The organism is Pseudophaeobacter sp. C1-32P7 (assembly GCF_041008775.1).
Lineage (GTDB): Bacteria > Pseudomonadota > Alphaproteobacteria > Rhodobacterales > Rhodobacteraceae > Phycobacter > Phycobacter gallaeciensis_A.
In genome coordinates this window covers 1-20,412 of the sequence record NZ_JAXGFR010000008.1, presented here as the reverse complement: position 1 = coordinate 20,412, position 20,412 = coordinate 1, and the positions used below count along the sequence as shown (strand labels likewise).

At 61.0% G+C, this 20,412-nt stretch carries 17 protein-coding genes; 7 read left to right on the top strand and 10 right to left on the bottom strand.

Annotation, left to right across the window (positions count from 1 at the left end; all coding sequences use genetic code 11):
• Nucleotides 1–17: 17 nt before the first annotated feature.
• Together SM763_RS12700 and SM763_RS12695 are read right to left on the bottom strand one after the other, a co-directional pair.
• Nucleotides 18–965 carry a TRAP transporter small permease subunit gene (locus SM763_RS12700; protein WP_065270600.1) on the bottom strand — a complete coding sequence of 316 codons (948 nt, stop codon included), beginning with the start codon at nt 963–965 and terminating at the stop codon, nt 18–20.
• 149 nt (nt 966–1,114) lie between these two features.
• Nucleotides 1,115–2,197, bottom strand: a complete 1,083-nt coding sequence (locus tag SM763_RS12695; RefSeq protein WP_065270601.1) for a TRAP transporter substrate-binding protein — start codon at nt 2,195–2,197, stop codon at nt 1,115–1,117.
• Between the two features lie 280 nt (nt 2,198–2,477).
• Here SM763_RS12695 and SM763_RS12690 point away from each other — a divergent pair, with 280 nt between their 5' ends.
• The 4 genes from SM763_RS12690 to ilvN all read left to right on the top strand — a co-directional run bounded on the left by SM763_RS12690 (nt 2,478) and on the right by ilvN (nt 7,402).
• Nucleotides 2,478–3,917 (top strand): cache domain-containing protein, encoded by a 1,440-nt coding sequence (locus SM763_RS12690; protein ID WP_065270602.1) that lies wholly within the window; start codon nt 2,478–2,480, stop codon nt 3,915–3,917.
• A gap of 91 nt (nt 3,918–4,008) precedes the next feature.
• Nucleotides 4,009–4,641: a response regulator transcription factor gene (locus SM763_RS12685; RefSeq protein WP_368998756.1), complete on the top strand. Its 633-nt coding sequence runs from the start codon at nt 4,009–4,011 to the stop codon at nt 4,639–4,641.
• 368 nt (nt 4,642–5,009) lie between these two features.
• Nucleotides 5,010–6,761: an acetolactate synthase 3 large subunit gene (locus tag SM763_RS12680; RefSeq protein WP_368998755.1), complete on the top strand. Its 1,752-nt coding sequence runs from the start codon at nt 5,010–5,012 to the stop codon at nt 6,759–6,761.
• Between the two features lie 80 nt (nt 6,762–6,841).
• Complete coding sequence (gene ilvN / locus SM763_RS12675) at nt 6,842–7,402, top strand: acetolactate synthase small subunit (RefSeq protein WP_368998754.1); 561 nt, start codon at nt 6,842–6,844, stop codon at nt 7,400–7,402.
• Between the two features lie 182 nt (nt 7,403–7,584).
• Here the strand turns inward: ilvN and SM763_RS12670 are convergent, their stop codons facing one another.
• On the bottom strand, nt 7,585–7,992 hold the full coding sequence (locus tag SM763_RS12670; protein WP_368998753.1) for a hypothetical protein: 408 nt from the start codon (nt 7,990–7,992) through the stop codon (nt 7,585–7,587).
• A 277-nt stretch (nt 7,993–8,269) separates the two neighbouring features.
• Between SM763_RS12670 and SM763_RS12665 the strand changes: the two genes are divergently transcribed.
• Nucleotides 8,270–9,028, top strand: coding sequence for a helix-turn-helix domain-containing protein (locus SM763_RS12665; RefSeq protein WP_065270606.1), 759 nt, complete (start codon nt 8,270–8,272; stop codon nt 9,026–9,028).
• 19 nt (nt 9,029–9,047) lie between these two features.
• Here the strand turns inward: SM763_RS12665 and SM763_RS12660 are convergent, their stop codons facing one another.
• The 7 genes from SM763_RS12660 to SM763_RS12630 all read right to left on the bottom strand — a co-directional run bounded on the left by SM763_RS12660 (nt 9,048) and on the right by SM763_RS12630 (nt 18,128).
• A complete protein-coding gene (locus tag SM763_RS12660; protein ID WP_368998752.1) occupies nt 9,048–9,818 on the bottom strand; it encodes a DUF2189 domain-containing protein in 771 nt (256 codons plus the stop codon).
• 46 nt (nt 9,819–9,864) lie between these two features.
• Nucleotides 9,865–11,268 carry an amidase gene (locus tag SM763_RS12655; protein WP_368998751.1) on the bottom strand — a complete coding sequence of 468 codons (1,404 nt, stop codon included), beginning with the start codon at nt 11,266–11,268 and terminating at the stop codon, nt 9,865–9,867.
• Nucleotides 11,269–11,362: 94 nt separating this feature from the next.
• Complete coding sequence (locus SM763_RS12650) at nt 11,363–11,644, bottom strand: hypothetical protein (RefSeq protein ID WP_347508985.1); 282 nt, start codon at nt 11,642–11,644, stop codon at nt 11,363–11,365.
• A 43-nt stretch (nt 11,645–11,687) separates the two neighbouring features.
• Nucleotides 11,688–12,812 (bottom strand): peptide chain release factor 2, encoded by a 1,125-nt coding sequence (gene prfB / locus SM763_RS12645; RefSeq protein WP_368998750.1) that lies wholly within the window; start codon nt 12,810–12,812, stop codon nt 11,688–11,690.
• A gap of 171 nt (nt 12,813–12,983) precedes the next feature.
• Entirely contained in the window at nt 12,984–15,485 is a 2,502-nt protein-coding gene (locus SM763_RS12640; RefSeq protein ID WP_368998880.1) for a penicillin-binding protein 1A, read from the bottom strand.
• A 201-nt stretch (nt 15,486–15,686) separates the two neighbouring features.
• The gene (locus tag SM763_RS12635) at nt 15,687–16,907 is read right to left on the bottom strand and encodes an N-acetylmuramoyl-L-alanine amidase (RefSeq protein WP_347508988.1); all 1,221 of its coding nucleotides are present in this window, start codon (nt 16,905–16,907) and stop codon (nt 15,687–15,689) included.
• Nucleotides 16,908–16,985: 78 nt separating this feature from the next.
• A complete protein-coding gene (locus tag SM763_RS12630; RefSeq protein ID WP_368998749.1) occupies nt 16,986–18,128 on the bottom strand; it encodes a pyridoxal phosphate-dependent aminotransferase in 1,143 nt (380 codons plus the stop codon).
• Here SM763_RS12630 and SM763_RS12625 point away from each other — a divergent pair.
• A complete protein-coding gene (locus tag SM763_RS12625) occupies nt 18,127–19,506 on the top strand; it encodes a M48 family metalloprotease (RefSeq protein WP_368998879.1) in 1,380 nt (459 codons plus the stop codon). The genes SM763_RS12630 and SM763_RS12625 overlap by 2 nt on opposite strands.
• Nucleotides 19,503–20,267: a DsbA family protein gene (locus tag SM763_RS12620; RefSeq protein WP_347508990.1), complete on the top strand. Its 765-nt coding sequence runs from the start codon at nt 19,503–19,505 to the stop codon at nt 20,265–20,267. The genes SM763_RS12625 and SM763_RS12620 overlap by 4 nt, the downstream gene beginning before the upstream one ends.
• Nucleotides 20,268–20,412: the final 145 nt, after the last annotated feature.

Genomic DNA, 20,412 nt, shown 5'->3' with positions numbered 1-20,412 from the left:
GTCAGCTGTCCCTTAGTTTAATGCGCGCCTTCATAGGCTTCTTCGCCCTCTCCAAGGGTATCCTTGTCGAGGTATTTGTTTTCACTACCCTGACCTTCGACGAACTCGAGGAACGAGCGGTAGAAGAAGGCAATGGCGTGCAGGAAGACGATGCCTGCAAACGAGACCAGCAGGATTTTGAACAGGAAGTACCCGTTGAAGCCGTTCGGGCTGAACCCGATGGTTTCCACGTTCCAGCGCAGCGCACGTGCTTTCATTACCAGCCGGTCAAGCCCATCAGAGGCCGAAGGCTTCGGCACGATCAGGTGGCGCCACAGGAAGAACCAGCCATACATCCAGGTCAGAACAGCCGCAGGCATCATGAAGATCAGCGAGCCGATCATGTCGATCACCCGCTTGGCGCGGAAGCTGATGCCGGAGTAGATCAGGTCAACCCGCACATGGCCGCCCTGCACGAATGTGTAGGCAACGCACATACAGACCACCAACGCGTTATAGAGCTTCAACTCTTCGGCAAACCACGAGATGTCCATCTGCAGTTCGATCCCCAGACCGAAACTCATGTCCGGTCGGGCAAAGACCCGCTGCATGAAAACGATGATGATCTGCTGGATGACCATGATCAGACCGGCCCAGGCGAACAGGCGGCCGATGGTATTGGCAAAGCCTTCCAGCCCGCGCACCACGCCCCACATGACTTGGCGCTGGTAAATCCCCACCGCTGTCAGAACCAGAAACGCGGTAAACACTACAAAGAAGAACTCGACCGAGCCACCGAAGTAGACAAAGCGCATAAGCGACTGTTTGTCCTCTACGGACTCCAGCCCTCCGGTCCATGCCAGCCATTCGCTGGTATGGGAGAGCGCGTAGCCAAGATTGTAAAAGGCGCCAGCGATGTTCTGGACCAGCCAGACAAGACCACCCCACAGGGCGCCGAAAAAGGAAATGCCACTGTCGTCCTGCATTGTTCCCCCGGGATCATTGATTGCGGCGGGTCTTTAGATGAGCTGGCGGTGCTCCACAAGGAGCTGGCTTGCCCGGTTCGACCTGCTGCAATGGAAAAGGGATCCCCCGCACAATGGCGGAGGATCCGATGAAAGCGTAGGTACGCCGCTTAGCCCAGAACGCGGTCGCGCTGCGACACGTAGGTGCCCGAGGAAGTCTTGATCCAGGCGGAGGAGGACTTCATCGAAGCCATGGCGCTGTCGTGGATCTTCTTGTAGAGATCGTCGCCCATGTTTTCCGCATGCACTTCCATGGAAGCCTTACCGAAGGCATCCCAGACGGAGTCCGGGAATTCCATCAGTTTCACGCCACCGGCCTGCAGACGCTGCAGAGCGGCACCGTTGTTGGCCAGGAACTGTGCCAGGTTCCACTGGTGGCATTCAGCCGATGCGATTTCGATGATCTTCTGATGCGCGGGGCTCAGGCTCTCGAATACGTCGCGGTTGGTTGCAACCGACAGACCTGCACCCGGCTCGTGGAAGCCAGCGGTGTAGTAGGTCTTGGTGATTTCCTGGAAGCCGGCTTTTTCGTCCGCCCAGGGGCCGATCCACTCGGTGCCGTCGATGGCGCCAGAGGACAGAGCCTGGTACACTTCGGAACCCGGGATGTTCTGAACGGAAGCGCCCAGTTTACCCAGTGCCTTGCCACCCAGACCCGGCATACGGAACTTCAGACCGTTGAAGTCTTCGGGGCTGTTGATCTCTTTGGAGAACCAGCCGCCAGCCTGCGCGCCGGTGTTGCCGCCGAGGAAGGATTTCAGACCAAAGATCTGACCCAGCTCGTCGTGCAGCTCCATGCCGCCGTCGAAGTAGTACCAGTTGGACAGTTCCTGCGCGGTCATGCCGAAGGGCACGGCGGTGAAGAAGGCATAGCCCGGGTGCTGACCAACGAAGTAGTAGTCGGCGCCGTGATACATGTCAGCCTGACCCGAGGAAACGGCGTCAAACACTTCAAACGCGCCAACCAGTTCGCCGGCGGCTTTGATGTCGACAGTCAGGTTGCCATCGGACATGGCTGTGACGTTGTCTGCAACGCGCTGCGCGGCGTCAAACACGCCAGCCAGACCACGACCCCAGGTGGTAACCATGGTCAGGGTGCGCTTACCCTGAGCATAAGCCGGAGCTGCCAGAGTGGACGCAGCAGCGGCGGTACCGCCCAGAGCGGATGTTTTCAAAAAGGAACGACGATCCATGATGTTTTCCTCCCAGATATATGGATTGCCCGCAGCAAAGCCTTGGGCGGATCGGTTCGAGTGGCGTCAGCCTAGCCACGGGGCCAAACTTGTGAATACCTAGTACTGCGTAGATCGGCGCTTTTTTTGTAAGTTTCAGTCCGATTGTTGCACTAATTTTGAGCGCAGGCTTCTTTTGTTACGCAGGTGACGGCAAAATCTGCCTCAAAGCCCCCTTTGCTTTCGGATTTCGATTGCGTAACGATTCGCCTTCCCTCTCTCACAGCCGCCGGACAGCCCTATGCCCCCGTTCTCCAGCCTGTTTTCCAGCCTGTTCCGACCGAATTATGCGCAGAAACTTTCGCTTCTGGCGACGCTGCCTCTTGTGGTGGCAGTGGCTGCGATTGCGCTCTTGGTGGCCAATCAGTCCCGCGCCCTCGCCGAGCGGGAGATCAAGGCCTTGGAGCGCCAGCTGATCGAAGCCAAGAAGGCCGAACTGCGCAACTATGTCACCCAGGCCCGCAATGCCTTTTCCCATATCTATGGTCTGGCTGCGCCGGATGATGCGGATGCAAAGGAGCGGGTGACGCAAATCCTTAGCGCGATGATCTACGGCCAGGACGGCTTCTTTTTCGTCTATGACTACGACGGCAACAATCTGGTCAGCCCCCGGCAAACCGAGTTCATCAACCAGAACTGGCGCGGGCTTACCGACAGCCAGGGCACGCCAGTCGTGGACACCTTCATCGAGCAGGCGCGCCAAGGCGCAGGCTGGCACAGTTTCATGTGGGAAAAACCATCGACTGGCGAAGAAGCGCAGATGGTAACCTACGTCCTTGGCCTGCAGGACTGGCAATGGGCGGTCGGGACCGGCGTCTTCATCGACGATGTACTGGCCTCGGTCGCCGCCAGCCGCGCCGAGGTGGAAGCCCGGGTGCGCCGGACCTTTATCTATATTGGCGGAATTACCCTTGTCGCACTGGTCCTTGTCTTTGCATCGGGCATGGTTCTGAACATCCGCGAACGCCGCCTTGCCGATGCCAAGCTGAAGGAACTGACACAGCGGGTTTTCGACGCGCAGGAAGAAGAGCGTGGACGCGTGGCCCGCGAGCTGCACGACGGGATCAGCCAGTTGCTCGTCGGGGTACGCTATGCGCTGGACAACACCCGGCGGCGCCTGATGCGGGGCGATCACGATGGCGCTTCGGATCCGCTCGACAAAGGCATCGAACACCTTGGCATCGCCATCTCCGAAGTGCGCCGCATCAGCCGGGATCTGCGCCCGGGAGTGCTGGATGATCTGGGCCTTGGTCCTGCGCTGAAGGCGCTTACCGATGATTTTGCGGCCCGCACTGGAATCGAAACGGATTTTACCACTGTGGTATTCCGCAACCGGCTGGATCAGGATGCCAAGATCGCCATGTACCGCATCGCGCAGGAGGCGCTGACCAATATCGAACGGCACGCGGATGCAAGCCATGTCAGTATCGACCTGCGTGGCCACGCCCGCGGCGCCACCATGCGCATCAGCGACAATGGCCGTGGCCTGCCCCAGAAAAAGCCCGAAGGCGAGCCGGGCATCGGCCTGCGCAACATGCAAGAGCGGATCGATCAGCTTGACGGCACCTTGCGGATTCTGTCATCACGGGGCACCCAGAGCGGCACGGTGATCGAAGCAACACTCCCTTTGAGCCATCTGCTGCCACCGGGGAACGAAGCCGCTCCGAAACGCGTGTCGTAGTGGCAGATGCAGGATCCGTATCTCTGCCGGGTCCGAAGCATATAGGCAGTTGGGGGATGGCACTCTGCTGAAAGACGGAAATTGCGAGCCTGTGCGTGTCCTGATCGTGGACGACCACCCGATGGTCGCCGAGGGCATCCAGTCGATTCTCGAAAGCTACGATGACATCGCGGTGGTCGGATCATTGACCGACGGCGAAGAAGCGGTGAGCCGCGTCGCCGAGCTGGCGCCCGATGTGATCCTCATGGATCTCAACATGCCCCGGTTGGGTGGCCTCGGCGCCACCGAAATCATATTGGAGCGCAGCCCCAGCACTCGTATCCTGATCCTGTCGATGCACGACAGCCCGGAATATATCTCTACCGCGCTCAGCCATGGCGCCATGGGATATGTGCTGAAGGACGTGCCCACCGAAGAGATCAAGGACGCTATCGACGCGGTGATGCTCGGTGAACGCTATCTCTGCACCGGCGCCGAAGGGTCGCTGAAGCCCAAGGACAGCGGCCTGCGCGAGGCGCTGACCGGGCGCGAACAGACCATCCTCTTGGAACTGGCTCAGGGCAAATCCAACAAGGAAGTTGCCCTTGCGCTCGATATCTCGGTGCGCACAGTGGAAACCCACCGCAAGAACATCAAGCGCAAGCTGGGCATTTCCTCGACCGCCGGCCTCACCCGCTATGCGCTGCAACACGGCGTTCTACAGGGCACTGGCGTCGGGCTGTAGCCCCTGCTCCCCCCATTATCTGGAGCACGCGACACCTGCGGCTGAGTCCCTGCGGCTCGGGTTTCGGTCACATTTCCGGGAGTCTCCTTTTGAGAAATGTCGCAACACGCCCCTTGAGCGCAAGAAAATGTCGAAAGACGAGCATTTTTGATGGGTTTGCCTGTTGACGCCCCTGCCGGCCGGTCATAGTCTGCGCTTCAACGCAAAAGAGGAGCCTGGGGTAAATGACCTCCCTAGTCGTCATTGTAGGAACCAAGCGCATGGGCCGGTAACGGTTGACCATAATCTGACCCATGCGCCTCCGACTTAGAAAATCGGGGGCTTTTTTTATGCGGAATGGACGTTGCCGCCAACTGGAGCAAAAGCAGATGACACGTGAAATGACCGGCGCAAAAATGGTTGTTCAGGCCCTGAAGGATCAGGGTGTGGACACGGTATTCGGATACCCCGGTGGCGCCGTGCTTCCGATCTATGATGAAATCTTCCTGCAGAACGATATCCGCCACATTCTGGTCCGCCACGAGCAAGGCGCGGTGCATGCCGCCGAAGGATATGCGCGTTCGACCGGAAAGCCGGGCGTCGTTCTTGTCACGTCCGGCCCCGGTGCAACCAACGCGGTGACCGGCCTCACCGATGCGCTGCTCGATTCCATTCCGCTTGTGGTGCTGACCGGTCAGGTGCCGACCTTCATGATCGGCTCGGACGCCTTCCAGGAGGCGGACACCGTTGGCATCACCCGCCCCTGCACCAAGCACAACTGGCTGGTGAAGGACACCGACAAGCTGTCCGGTACCCTGCACGAGGCGTTCCATGTCGCCACCTCGGGCCGCCCCGGTCCGGTTCTGATCGACATTCCGAAAGACGTGCAATTCGCCACCGGAACCTACACGACACCGCGCCCCTCGGCTTCGCATTACCAGCCGCCGGTCAAGGGCGATATGGAAGAGATCACCGAACTGGTGGCCGCCATCGAGACCGCCAAACGCCCGGTGTTCTATACCGGCGGCGGCGTGATCAACTCCGGCCCCGGCGCCAGCCAACTGCTGCGCGAACTGGTGGATGCCACCGGCATTCCCGTGACCTCGACCCTGATGGGCCTTGGCGCTTACCCTGCGTCTGGCCCGAACTGGCTCGGCATGCTGGGTATGCATGGTCTTTATGAGGCCAACATGGCGATGCATGACTGCGATCTGATGATCAATATCGGCGCGCGGTTCGATGACCGGATCACCGGCCGCATCGATGCCTTCAGCCCCAAATCAACCAAGGCGCATATCGACATTGATCCTTCCTCGATCAACAAGGTGATCCGCGTCGATATCCCCATCGTCGGTGATGTGGGCCACGTGCTGGAAGATCTGCTAAAGGTCTGGAAATCCCGCGGTCGCAAGACCAACAAGGAGGCGCTGGCCAAATGGCAGGCCAAGATCTCCGAATGGCGCGCGGTCAATTGCCTGTCCTACACCCCGTCCGAAGGCACCATCAAACCGCAATACGCGCTGCAACGCCTTGAGGAGCTGACCAAGGGCCACGACCGTTACGTCACCACCGAGGTTGGGCAGCACCAGATGTGGGCGGCGCAGTTCCTTGGCTTTGAGGATCCCAACCGCTGGATGACCTCAGGCGGACTTGGCACCATGGGCTATGGTTTCCCGGCCTCCATTGGCGTGCAGATGGCGCACCCGGACGCACTGGTGATCAACGTCGCCGGCGAAGCGTCCTGGCTGATGAACATGCAGGAGCTCGGCACCGCCGCGCAATACCGCCTGCCGGTAAAACAGTTCATCCTCAACAACGAACGCCTTGGCATGGTGCGCCAGTGGCAGGAACTGCTGCACGGTGAACGCTACAGCCACTCCTGGTCCGAAGCACTGCCCGATTTCGTGAAGCTCGCCGAGGCCTTTGGCGCCAAGGGCATCATCTGCAAGGACGCCAAGGATCTGGACGATGCGATCATGGAGATGATCAACCACGACGGTCCGGTTGTCTTTGATTGCCTGGTTGAAAAGCATGAAAACTGCTTCCCAATGATCCCCTCGGGCAAGCCCCATAACGAAATGCTGCTGGGCGAAGCCGAGACCCAGGGCGCCATTCAGGCCGGAGGTGCGGTGCTGGTCTGATCCACGCCGCTCCCCTTCACCGAATTGATGGGCCCGGCAATCGCCGACACGGCCCGATAGGAATGAAAAAGGACAATTCCATGTCTGCCCTACACATCAAAAAAGGCGCCAGCAAACATTCGGCGTATAACCTGCGGCCCACGTTTTCCGACGCACAGGAACGTCACACGCTGGCATTGCTGGTTGAAAACGAACCCGGCGTTTTGGCCCGTGTCATCGGCCTGTTCTCCGGCCGCGGCTACAATATCGAAAGCCTGACCGTCGCCGAAGTCGATCACACCGGACACCTCAGCCGCATCACCGTGGTCACCACCGGCACCCCGCAGGTGATCGAGCAGATCAAGGCGCAGCTGGGCCGTATCGTGCCGGTTCACGAGGTGCACGATCTGACCGTCGAAGGCCCCGCGGTCGAGCGGGAACTGGCAATCCTCAAGGTCGTGAGCGATGGCGACAAGCGGGTCGAAGCCCTGCGCCTGGCCGATATCTTCCGCGCCAATGTCGTGGACAGCACCCTGGAAAGCTTCATCTTCGAAATCACCGGCGCCCCGGACAAGATCGACGCCTTTGCCGACCTGATGCGCCCGCTGGGTCTGATCGAAATCGCCCGTACCGGCGTCGCTGCCCTGCTGCGCGGCACCTGATTGCCGCGCCGGCAGGGACCACCTGCCCCTTCCGATCACATGTCTTGCACCGATGATACAAAAGGCCGCCCAATCTGGGCGGCCTTTTTGCGACGTCCGGGTCAGTAGAAAATTACGGGGCCTGCAGCGCCATGTCCGCTTGTAACAAAGCGCTGCGCCAGACTGTTCCGACAGTACGGGGGTTACCCGTACCGCGCGGCCGTGTGCCATTTTGAGAAAGCCGGAAAGGGTATCACATTGTCTTCCGTTACCACCTCGACACCGCCAGACGCTTCAAAACTCCGCCCTGCACCTGTTGTGCGAACCTGATGATCGGCCGTCACCGCTGTTAAAGCCGCTTTTGGCAGCGGTGCTGCCTCGACCAGCATCTCGCACAGGTCAGGATACCCGACCTCTTCCAGAATGACCGCATTGGCTGCCAACCGCATATTGCCTTTTTCGGTCAGGTCAAACTGTACCCAATCTCCCTTACACACCGCCGTCTGTGAGGCATCTCTGTGCCGGGAATAATAGGCCAGATCCCCCTGATCCTCACACCAGATAATTGCTTTTCCGACGGCGACATCACTCCAAAGTACATATCCGATCATGTTGCAAGCCTCGTTCGTTTATCGCTCAATTCTGGGCCAATTGGAGAGGCGCCAACATGGCAAATACTGCGTCGGACTATTGCAATTTGTGTCAGCGAGGATAGTATCCCGACGTGATTTAGAGACAACATTGACGCGATAAAGCGACAACCCATCGTAAAATGGAAATATTTGTCGCGATCAGCGGTCGGGGATTGAGGCCACAATGGCTGCCATAGCAACAGCAAGAGATGACAACCGCGCCCGGCAATCGCGTTCTCCCGCAGAATTGCGCGACATGTTTGGCGCCAACCTGCGTCATCTGGCACAGCAATACCCCTCCATCTCCGAATTGTCGCGGCGCCTTGGTATCAACCGGACGCAGTTCAATCGCTACATGTCCGGCGAAAGCTTTCCGCGGCCGGACGTTCTGGACCGGATCTGCTGCTTCTTTGATGTGGATGCGCGTATCCTGCTGGAGCCGGTCGACACAGTTGGCAAACAGGACAAGATCCTGCACGGCGCCTTCCTCAATGATTTTCTGGGCCATGGGATCGAGCAGCTGAGCGAGCAGATCTTCCCCTCTGGCTATTACCGTTTTACCCGGCGCAGCTTCATCAACGGTGACAGTTTTGTCGTTGGCCTGGTACGCGTAAGCCGCGATGGAGGCGGCGTCGCCTATATCAAGGGTTTTGAGGCCAAGGATGCGATGCGGTTTCAGGGCCTGCCCGAAGACCCGGCATCGCGTGAGTTCCGCGGCGTGCTCAGCTGTCACGAGGACGGCGTCGCCTTCCTGATTTCACGGCGCCGCGCGATGACCTTTTCCTTCAACTATTTGGCGCGCGTGGCCTCGCTTGAAAACAATTTCTGGGTTGGCTACGTGGCCCGCACCGTGCGCGAAAGCGGCGATGAGCGGGTCACCCGGATGGTCTATGAATACCTCGGCCGCGACATGGGGCCTGCGCTGGCCGTGGCCCGCAATGCGGGCTTTGTGAGCGAAGAGGACCTGCTGCCCTACCACCGCCGCCTGCTGCGCATCAACGAACCGTTCTCCTGACCAGAGAAGCCCCGCCGCCCTAGGTCGGTGATGTGGCGAGACGGTAAATGTGCCAAGTGGCGTGGCCAAGCAACGGCAGCACCACCAGCAGACCGGCAAAGGCGGGCAGCATGGCCGCAAAGGTCAGCACCGCAATCAGCACCGCCCAGAGCATCATCAGCGCAAAATTCTGCTGCACATAGGTAAAGCTGGTGATCATAGCTGTGACAAAATCCACCTCTCTGTCCAGCAGCAGCGGCAGAGAGATCACCGTGATCATATAGAGCAGCAGCGCGAACAACGCGCCAACGACAGTTCCGACCGCCAGCATGGTAAGCCCCTCGACCGACAGGAAGACATCCAGAGAGGTAGAGATATTGGTCATGGTCGACAGCCCCAGAAACAGGGCAAAGATCATGTGGCCAAGGAAAAACCAGAACAGAAACACCACAATGATGATGGCACAGATCGACGGCAGCTGGCGGCGGCTTTGCTGCAGAACCACCCCCAGAATGGCCCGGGCATCCATTGCCTGCCCCTGTTCGCGCCGGTGTGAGACCTCATAAAGCCCTACGGCAGCAAAGGGACCGATCAGGGGAAATCCGATGGCCGCCAGCACCAGCCAGAAGGTGGTGCCGGTCTGTGCCGTAACCCAGGCCATCGCCCAGCCCGCCAAGACGTAAAACCCGGCAAAGAACAACCCGTATCCGGGCTTGGCCAGGAAATCCGCCCATCCGCGTCGCAGCGCCTCGCGCAGGATTTCTGCGGTCATCGGCTGCATTTCCGGTACACCAAATGCCTTTTCTGTCATCGAAACGCTTCCTCCCCGAAACGTTTCCCCTCCCCCGGGTCCTTCCTTAACCCTGTGGAGGGGCGTTTTGCGGCCATTGCGTGGCCGCGTGATACTGCTGGCCCAGTGCCAGGATATTCTGATCCTGCCCCTGTGCGCCAAAGATCTGGATGCCCATCGGCAGGCCCGCCTCGCTGAACCCCGCAGGCGCACCAAGACAGGGCAACCCCAGCAGGCTGACCGGCACCACCACCTGCATCCAGCGGTGATAGGTGTCCATCTCAACGCCTGCGATCTCCCGCGGGTAATCGATATCGACCGGGAACGGCCAGCATTGCGCCGTCGGCAGGATCAGGGCGTCGTAGTCCTGGAACAGCCGCGCCGCGGCCCGCTGCCAGTCAGAGCGCGCATCGGATGCCTCCTGCACCTGTTGCGCCGTCATCGAAAGGCCGCGCTCCAGCTCCCAGATGGCGGTGTCCTTCAGATGCTCGCGGCGATCATTGAACACCCGCAGGCCCGCCGCCACGGCAAAGGAGCGCAGGGTAATCCAGGCCTCCCAGATGCGTTCAGCCGGGAACGGGGGCGCCACGGCTTCAACCGTATGACCCAAGTCTTCGAATGTCTTGGCAGCCGCCTCGCATAGCTCAAGGATTCCCGGCTCCATCGGAAAGGCCCCGCCCCAGTCGCCGAGCCAGCCAATCCGCATCTTTTCAGCCTCCGGCAAAGGCATCACCGGCGCCCCGCCCGAGGCCAGCGGCTGACGCGGGTCCGGACCACTCATCACGTCCAGCAGCAGACCGATATCCTCGGGGCTGCGCGCCATGGGGCCAAGGGTCGATAGGGGGTGCATGAACAGATCCCCCTTTGGTTCGGAGGGCACCCAGCCCCAGGTGGGGCGAAAGCCGTAGACATTGTTCCAGCCCGCCGGATTGCGCAGCGACCCCATCATGTCGGAGCCATCCGCCAGCGCCACCATGTCAGCGGCCAGCGCCACAGCCGCCCCGCCCGAAGAGCCACCACAGGTGCGCCCCTGATCAAAGGGGTTTCGCGTCGCGCCATAAACCGGGTTGAAAGTATGCGACCCCAGCCCGAATTCAGGCGTATTGGTCTTGCCGATCAGGATCGCCCCCGCCGCCCGCAGGCGCGAAACGAACAGCTCATCCTCGGAGGGCACGAAATCCTTCAGAAGCGGCGAGCCCTGGCTGGACACGATGCCCCTGACATTGGCCAGATCCTTGACCGCCATGGGCAGGCCATGAAGCGGACCTAGCGGTACATGGGCCGCGCGCATGGCATCGGCCTTGCGGGCCTCCTCCATCAGCTCATCGGCGGGCCTGAGCGCCACGATGGCATTCAGATCCGGGTTCACCGCCGCAATCCGCGCCAGTGTGCGCTCCATCAGCGCCGTGGCCGTCAGGCTGCCATCATGCAATTGCGCCAGAAGATCGCTGGCAGAGCTGTACTGGGTCATGATCGACTGGGCTCCATTCCGGGAATGAACAAAGCCTAGCGACAGATTTTTGCAAAAGAAAGCGGTGACTTGTCTCAGTTCGCTCCTGATACGTTCACGCGCCTTCGTCCCCCGGCGCTGTGAGCCAGCTAATCAGATATCGCAGGGCGACATAACTCACGCAGGAGATGCCAACGTAAAGGTTAGCTTTCCACCACCAAAACATGAACCAGTTCGTCGGCTGCCAGAAATTGGGTTCATCACTTCCACGCATCTCGAACAGATATGCCCCATCGCGGACTTCCGCATCAAGGACGACACCGCCAACAAGAAATTGAAAGAAAAGCCCGCCGAATAACACAAAGAACCAAGCCGGAACAATAACAGTTAGCTCCAACCTGTGAAATCTCGGCCAATACGGTCGTTTGGACAAAAAGCGCTTACTCCGCCTGCGCGTCCGCGCGGCTTTTGCCGGAGACGTTCAGCGCCAAGGTCGCAGCCATGAACCCATCGAGATCGCCATCCAGAACGCCCTTGGTGTCAGAGGTCTCGTGCCCGGTGCGCAGATCCTTGACCATCTGGTAGGGCTGCAACACGTAGGACCGGATCTGGTTACCCCAGCCCGCGTCGCCCTTGTTCTCGTGGGCTTCGTTGATGGCCGCGTTGCGACGGTCCAGCTCCAGCTGATACAGGCGCGATTTCAGGGCCTTCATGGCGATGTCGCGGTTCTGGTGCTGGGATTTTTCCGAGCTGGTCACCACGATCCCGGTGGGATGGTGGGTGATCCGCACCGCCGAGTCGGTGGTGTTGACGTGCTGACCGCCCGCACCGGACGAACGGTAGGTATCGATACGGATATCCGCCGGGTTCACCTCGATGTCGATATTGTCGTCCACCACCGGGTAGACCCAGACCGAACAGAAGGACGTGTGGCGTTTGGCAGCCGAGTCATAGGGTGAAATCCGCACCAGACGGTGCACGCCGCTTTCGGATTTCAGCCAGCCATAGGCATTGGGGCCGGAAATCTTGTAGGCGGCGGATTTGATGCCTGCCTCTTCACCAGCGCTTTCGGATTGCAGCTCGACCTTGTAGCCTTTCTTCTCGGCCCAGCGGACGTACATTCGCGCAAGCATCGAAGCCCAATCGCAGCTTTCAGTGCCGCCGGCACCTGCGTTGATCTCAAGGAAAGTATCGTTGCCGTCCGCCTCGCCGTCCAGCAGCGCCTCCAGCTCCTTCTCGGCGGCCTTGTCCTTAAGCGCCTTCAGAGCGTCCTCAGCGTCGGTGACGACCTCTTCGTCCTCTTCCATCTCGCCAAGTTCGATCAGCTCCATATTGTCTGCCAGATCCTGCTTGATGCCCTTGTAGGTATCAATCGCATCGACCAGCATCTGACGCTCGCGCATCAGTTTCTGCGCCGCTTCGGGATCGTCCCACAGTCCCGGATCCTCGACCCGGGCGTTGAATTCCTCCAGCCGGAACTCCGCAGTTTCCCAATCGAGCCGCTGGGCGAGAAGCTCCAGCGATTTTTCAATCTCGGTCACGATATTCTGGGTTTCAGCGCGCATCTTGGGAGTATCCTGTCATGACGTTCAGGCTGGCGTGATAGCCCAGAGACCAAGGCAGAACAAGGGTCTGCGCCTGTCCATCGCCAAGCAGTGCGTATAGGCGGCCGACAATCGCGCCCCGCGCGCAATACCCCCGTCAAAGCCGGTGCCCGCAAAGGCACAGGCGGGCGGTCAGTAAAGGCCGCCCGAACTGATGGTGCCAAAGCTGGCCTTTGGCCCCAGAACCGCGGTTCCACCGCTTGAGGTGGTAACCTTGCGCCCGGATTGTTCGACCTCTTCGATCAACGGCAGGCTGGAGCCCATGGCAAAGCCGCCATCGAAGGTCATGCCAAAGATCGGTTCAGCCCCGTCGCGGAAGTATTCCGCCACCACATAGGCACCCGAAGCATCATCCGGCAAAGGCGCGCCGGTATAGCGGTCGATCTTGATGAAATGGCCGCCTTCGGGCACTTCGAAGGGACCGCCGCCGAATTTCTCGACAGCCTTGGTCATGAACTGCTGGAACACCGGCCCGCACATGGTGCCGCCATAGGCGCCACGTCCCATCGGGCGAGGCTGGTCAAAGCCCATGTAGCAACCCGCAACAATATTGGAGGTGAAGCCGACGAACCAGACATCGCGCGAATCGTTGGTGGTGCCGGTTTTGCCCGCGGTGGGCACCGGCAGGTTGATCACGCTGGAGGCGGTGCCGCGGTCGACAACCCCCTTCATCATCGAGGTCAGCTGATAGGCGGTGATCGGATCCATCACCTGTTCGCGGTCGGCAACGATACGCGGTGCCCGTCCAGGCTCCAAGGAAGCCACGGCGCAATCGACGCAGTCGCGGTCATCGTGGCGGTAGATCGTCTTGCCAAAGCGATCCTGAATGCGGTCCACAAGGGTCGGCTGCACCCGCTGGCCGCCATTGGCGAACATCGCATAGGCTGCAACCATCTTGTAGAGCGTGGTTTCCTCGGCCCCCAGCGAGTTGGCCAGATAGGTGCCCATATTGTCATAGACGCCAAAGCGTTCCGCATAGCCCGCGACCACCGGCATGCCGACCTCCTGCGCCAGACGGATGGTCATCAGGTTCCGGCTCATCTCGATCCCGGTGCGCAGCGGCGTCGGACCGTAGAACTTGTTACTGGAGTTCTTGGGCCGCCACAGACCCTGCGGCGTGTTGATCTCGATCGGGGCGTCGACGATGATGGTCGCAGGGCTGTATCCACTGTCCAGCGCCGCCGCATAGACGAAAGGTTTGAAGCTGGACCCAGGCTGTCGCTGCGCCTGGGTGGCGCGATTGAACACCGAATGCTGATAGGAGAACCCGCCCTGCATCGCCAGAACGCGGCCGGTGTTGACGTCCATTGCAACGAAACCGCCCTGCACTTCGGGGACCTGCCGCAGCGACCAATGGCTAAAGGCATCGTCTTTCATCTCAGCGCGGACCAGCACCACGTCTCCGCGGGTGAAGTTGTCCTTGAAATTGCCCTTCATCCACTTGATGTCAGAGCGCGGCACGCTGCCGATTTCGGCGACGCCTTCTACGCCAACGGTCAGCGACTGATCGGCCACTGTCAGCACCACGGCAGGCAGCCATTTCCCACCCAGGTCGATGTCGCGGGACACATCGGCTTGTCCCAGCGCCTCGCGCCAGATCTCTTCGGAGGCGAGTTCCTCTTCGGTGAGGGTTACCCCTGTGCCCTTCCAGATCCCACGCGAACGGTCATATTTCTCCAGACCTTTGCGCATCGCTAGCGCGGCCTCTGTCTGCATTTCCTCGTCGATGGTGGCGCGGACGGTGAAACCACCGGTAAAGAACTCGCCTTCCCCAAAGTCCTGCGACAGCTGGCGGCGGATTTCATCGGTGAAATAATCGCGCGGCGGCAGAGCGGTACGGAAGCTTTCGAAATCGCCATTCTGGACCGAGCGCAGCGGCTGTTCGACCTCCACCTTGTAGACGTCTTCGGAGATATAGCCGTTCTCGTACATCTCGCGTAGCACGTAGTTGCGCCGGGCCAGCAGCCGGTCCTTGCGCCGAACCGGGTGATAATCTGACGGCGCCTTGGGCATGGAGGCCAGCGTGGCAGCTTCGTGCGGGGCCAATTCGCCAAGGGTCTTGTTGAAATAGGTCTGCGAGGCCGCCGCGACCCCGTAAGAATTCTGACCCAGGAAAATCTCGTTCAGATAGAGCTCAAGAATTCGGTCCTTGTCGAGCGTTTCCTCAAGCCGGGTGGCGAGGATGATTTCCTTGATCTTGCGCTCGGCCTTACGGTCACCGGACAGAAGGAAGTTCTTCATCACCTGCTGGGTGATGGTCGAGGCACCGCGCACGTTGGACCCGCGCGAGCGAACCGCTTCAATCGCGGCGGCAGCAATACCACGGGCATCATAGCCTGCGTGGGAATAGAAATTCTTATCTTCGGCAGAGACGAAGGCCTGTTTCACCAGCGCCGGGATCTCGTGCGACGGGGTGAACAAGCGCCGTTCTTCGGCGAATTCGTCGATCAGCTGTCCTTCGCCCGAATAGATCCGGCTGATGGTCGGGGGCTGGTATTGCGCCAGGGATTCGTGGCTGGGCAGGTCGCGCCCATACATCCAGAAGACCGCGCCAATGGTCAGTGCAACCACCGCCACGCCAAGCGTGATGGTACTGAAAATGGAGCCGAAGAAGGATAGAATGAACCTGAGCACGGAATAAAGCCTCTCTCGCACGGTCCCGCCTATATAGGAGCCCCTGTTACCGGGGTCAAAACGGGAAGCGGCGAATATATGCCGCCGGTATCAGGAAAACCATAGAGGATTCGACGCCAAAGCAACAGGCGTGGTTGCATGCGAACCATGGGTCGGCACCTGCGCGCCGATCCCCATGGGCGCCTTTTTCCTACTTTCCGGCTACTGGCGTACCAGCGGGCGCAGCGCATCATCGCGGATACGCCATTCGATCAGGCCAGACAGAACACCGCGCGCCGCCTGAGCGCGCCACTCCGGGTCCTTCAGATTCTTCAGATCGCGGGCGCTGGACAGGAAGCCGATTTCGATAAGGACCGACGGGATATCCGCCGATTTCAGCACCGAAAATCCGGCCGAGCGCATGGGCCGCCGGTTGAGCGGCCCGCCCTGCTCCGCTAGCCCTTCGACGATGGCGCGCGCCAGCGCCTCGCTGCGTGGCTGGGTTTCCTGCCGGGCAAGATCCAGCAGCACATCCGTCACCAGATCATCCGCCGCGCTGAGGTCGGTGCCGGACAGCAGATCCGACCGGTCGTGCCGCTCGGCCAGGGTGGCCGATGCCTTGTCCGAAGCCTCTTTCGACAGGGTATAGATTGTCGATCCCCGCGCGCCGCCTTCGGAGAGGGAATCCGCGTGCAGTGAGATGAATAGATCCGCCCCCGCCTGATGCGCCAGCGCAATCCGGCGCTCCAGCGATACGAAGTAATCCCCATCACGGGTCAGCTGCACCGAAAACTGGCCCGAGCGCACCAGCATTTCACCGAGTTCAAAGGCAAATTGCAGCATCAGGGTCTTTTCATCGAGGCCGCCCTCGACCTGCGCACCGGGATCGATGCCGCCATGCCCCGGGTCCAGCACCACCAGCAGCGGCGCATTGTCATCACGCGGAGCAGCCGGTGTCAGCGGCTCGGGCGCGGGCAGGTCCCAGCGCCGATCCTGCGGGGCGCCCGCATTGGCGGCAAACTGTTCGGCATCTGTTTTGTCCAGCGTGACCGACAGGATTGCGCCCGCTGTCACCGGATCAACCTCCATCCCAGCAGCACTAACCTGCATCGGTCCGGCCAGCGCCAGAACCATACGCGACCAGCCGGGCACATAGGTGCCGAACTGCACATCGCGCAGGTTTTCGCCTTGGATCAGGTTCTCGCGACGCAGCCCCGTCCAGTCCACCTCCTGAAAATCGAGCACCAGACGCGGAGGGTTGTCGAGCGTGAACAGGCGGTAGGGCACCCCCTGACTAAGGTGCAGATCAATCTCTGCCCCCTGCCCCGCATCCCTGATGCGGCTCTGCTCGGCATCAATGCGCGCGAGCCCGGAAAACCCCTGCGCCATGGCCGCGCCACCCAGAAACAGCGCCGCGATGATCGCCAATATCCTGCCTGTCATCCTGTTCCTGCCCATTCTGTTTTGCTTCTGACCAGCGGGTGTTTGCACCCACCGCCCCCATCGCCTTTGACGGGGACCTTAGCGGTTTTCCATGAAACTGCGCAGACGCGACAGCCCTTCTTCGATATCGGCGGTGGAGCGCGCATAAGAGAACCGCAGCGTTGTGGCTCCCCGGACCGGATCGAAATCCAGCCCCGGCGTCACCGCGACCCCGGCCTTTTCCAGAATCTCGGCGGCAAAGGCGCGGCTGTCCTGCGTCAGCTCCGACACATCCGCGTAGACGTAGAATGCCCCGTCCGGCGGTGCGATCTTGCTGAAACCCGCCTTGGGCAGCCCCTCCAGCATTAGTTGCCGGTTGCGGGCATAGACCGCCAGGTTTGCCTGCAGTTCCTCCTCGCAATCCATCGCGGCCAGCGCCGCCACCTGGCTTGCGTGCGGCGCGCAGATGAACATGTTCTGAGCCAGACGTTCCACCACCCGCACATGATCCTCGGGCACCACCATCCAGCCAACGCGCCAGCCAGTCATCGAGAAATACTTGGAGAAGGAGTTGATCACATAGGCATCATTGGTCAGCTCCAGAGCGGTGACCGCTTTGGCCTCATATTCGATCCCGTGGTAAATCTCATCCGAGATGAAGGCTGCGCCAGCCTCTTGCGTCGCGCCGATCAGCGCCGCCATGGCATCGCGGTTCAGCATCGTGCCGGTCGGGTTCGCCGGAGAGGCCACCATCAGCCCGGCGAGATCAAGCCCGGAAAGATCGCTTGGCACCGGCTGAAGGCGGTTTTCCGCTGCCGTTTCAATATCCACCGGCGTTAGCCCCAGTGCATGCAGGATCTGCCGGTAGGACGGATAGCCCGGCGCGCCGATGCCGACCCTGTCACCGCTGTCAAAGAGCGCCGTGAAGGCCAGCAGGAACGCCCCGGACGAGCCGGAGGTCACCACCACGCGCCCGGGATCCAGATCCACGTTATACCATTCGCCATACATGCGTGCGATACGTTCGCGCAGCGCCGGAATCCCCAGCGCCACGGTATACCCTAGCGCATCACTTTGCAGCGCCTGCACCAGCGCCTGCTGCGCCGCCACCGGCGCCCCGGTCGAAGGCTGGCCGACCTCCATGTGAATGATCCGGCGCCCGGCCCCTTCGGCCTTGCGGGCGGCCTCCATGACATCCATCACAATAAACGGATCGACCTCTGAGCGGGTTGAGTTTCGCATGATGTTCTCCCATGGTGCGCGCATGACTTTTGACCGTTTCTCTCGTCTGGCGTCAATCCCGGCTCTGGTGTTTTGCCTGCTGGCCTATGCGGCGACGGCTGTGCAGGCGGCATCGATCACCCTGTTGCGGGACGCAGATGTGGAACAGGCGCTGAACCGGCTTGCGGCGCCGGTTCTGCAGGCGGCGGGGCTCAACGCCCGGCGCACCAAGATCCTTGTGGTCAACGAGTCGAGCTACAACGCCTTTGTTTTGGATAACCGCACGATTTTCGTGCATTACGGCCTGATCCTCAAGTCCGACAGCCCCGAGATGCTGCAGGCCGTTCTGGCCCATGAAGCAGCCCATATCGCAAACGGCCATCTGGCCCGGCGGATGCAGAACATGCGTTCGGCCGGAAGTGCCGCCGGGCTGGGCATGGCGCTGGCGGTTCTGGCCGCCGCTGCGGGCGCTGGAAGCGAGGCTTCGACCGGGATCGCTATCGGCACGCAAAGCTCGGCCCTGCGCGGCTTCCTGTCACACACCCGCGCCGAGGAATCCTCGGCTGACCGCTCGGCAGCAGGCTACCTCAGCCGCGCCGGCGTCAATCCGCAGGGGCTGGTCGACCTGCACCAGACCTTTGCCGGACAAGAAGTGCTGAGCGCCCAGCATCAGGACCCCTACATGCGCTCGCATCCACTCAGCCGCGACCGCATTCGCGCGGCGCAGGCCTATGTCGCCAGCCATGGCACCGACATCGCGACCGATCCAGAGGCCGAGTATTGGTTCGCCCGGCTGCGCGGCAAGCTGTCTGCCTTTGTCCGCTCTCCGAAGTGGACGCTGCGGCGCGCAGGCAGCGAGAGCCACAAGGATGTCCGGCTCATGCGGGAGGCGATCGCCTATCACCGGCTCAACAATCGCAAGAAGGCGCTGACCGCCATAAACGGCGCCATCGCGCTGCGCCCCAAGGATCCGTTTTATCACGATCTCAAAGGTCAGATCCTGATGGAAAACCGCGACTGGAATGCCGCGCTTTCCAGTTACGGGCAGGCGGTCGCGCTGGCCCCCTCGGACCCGCTTGTGCTGGCCAGTTATGGCCGGGCGCAGCTTGCTGCTGGGCAGCCTCGGGCCGCGCTCAAATCGCTGGAAAAATCCCGCAGCATCGATTTTCGCAACACGGTGCTGCTGCGGGACATGGCGCAGGCCTATGCTAAAACCAAACAGACCGGGCTTGCCGCGCTGGTGACAGCGGAACGCTATGCCCTGCAGGGGCGTCTGGACGACGCCGGTCTGCATGCCAAACGCGCCACCGCGCTTTTGCCCACCGGATCGCCAGCCTGGCGCCGGGCGCAGGACGTGCTGGTGGCCTATGAGAAAACACAGAAAAGGAAACGAAAATGATCCGTGTTACACGTGCAGCAGCAGGCGCTGCCACTGCTCTTGCGCTGCTTGGCGCCCCCGCGCAGGCGCTGGACCTTTCGAACATGAGCGCCACCGAACGCGAAGCCTTTGGCGCTCAGGTGCGGGAATACCTGATGGAAAACCCCGAGGTGATCCTTGAGGCCGTGAACCTGCTGGAGCAACGTCAGGCCGCCGCCGAAGCCACCCGCGATCAGGCGCTGGTTGCCGACAACCTGCAGGAGTTGGAAAACGATGGCTATTCCTGGGTCGGCGGCAACCCCGAGGGCGACATCACCCTGGTCGAGTTCATGGACTATCGCTGTGGTTATTGCCGCCGCGCCGCGCCCGAGGTGGCAGAGCTGCTTGCCAAGGATGGCAACATCCGCTGGGTGGTGAAGGAATTCCCGATCCTGGGCGAAGCCTCGGTGCTGTCGTCGCGCTTTGCTGTTGCAACCAAACAGCTGGCTGGCGGCGATGCGTACAAATCCGTGCACGAAGCCCTGATGGAGATGACCGGCGAGCCGGGGGAAGTCGCCCTGCGCCGTCTGGCGGATGGTCTGGATCTGGATGCCGACGCCATCCTCGCCCATATGGATTCCGAGGACGTCACCCGCGAATTGCGCCAGACCCGCGATCTGGCCCAGCGTCTGTCGATCTCCGGCACGCCCACATTTGTTCTGGGCGGTGAACTGCTGCGCGGCTACCTGCCTGCTGATCAGATGGAAGTCTTGGTAGCAGAGAACCGCAAGAACCGCGGCTGACCCGCGCTGCGACCGCAGCCCGAGTGTGACTTTTCACGGTAAGTGGCACTGATTTTTGCACGTTAATTGGCCGCTCCGATGACGAGGGTTGAGGCGGCGGCCTGGATGACGTCATCGGTGATTTCGCGCAGCTCGTTGATGTGGA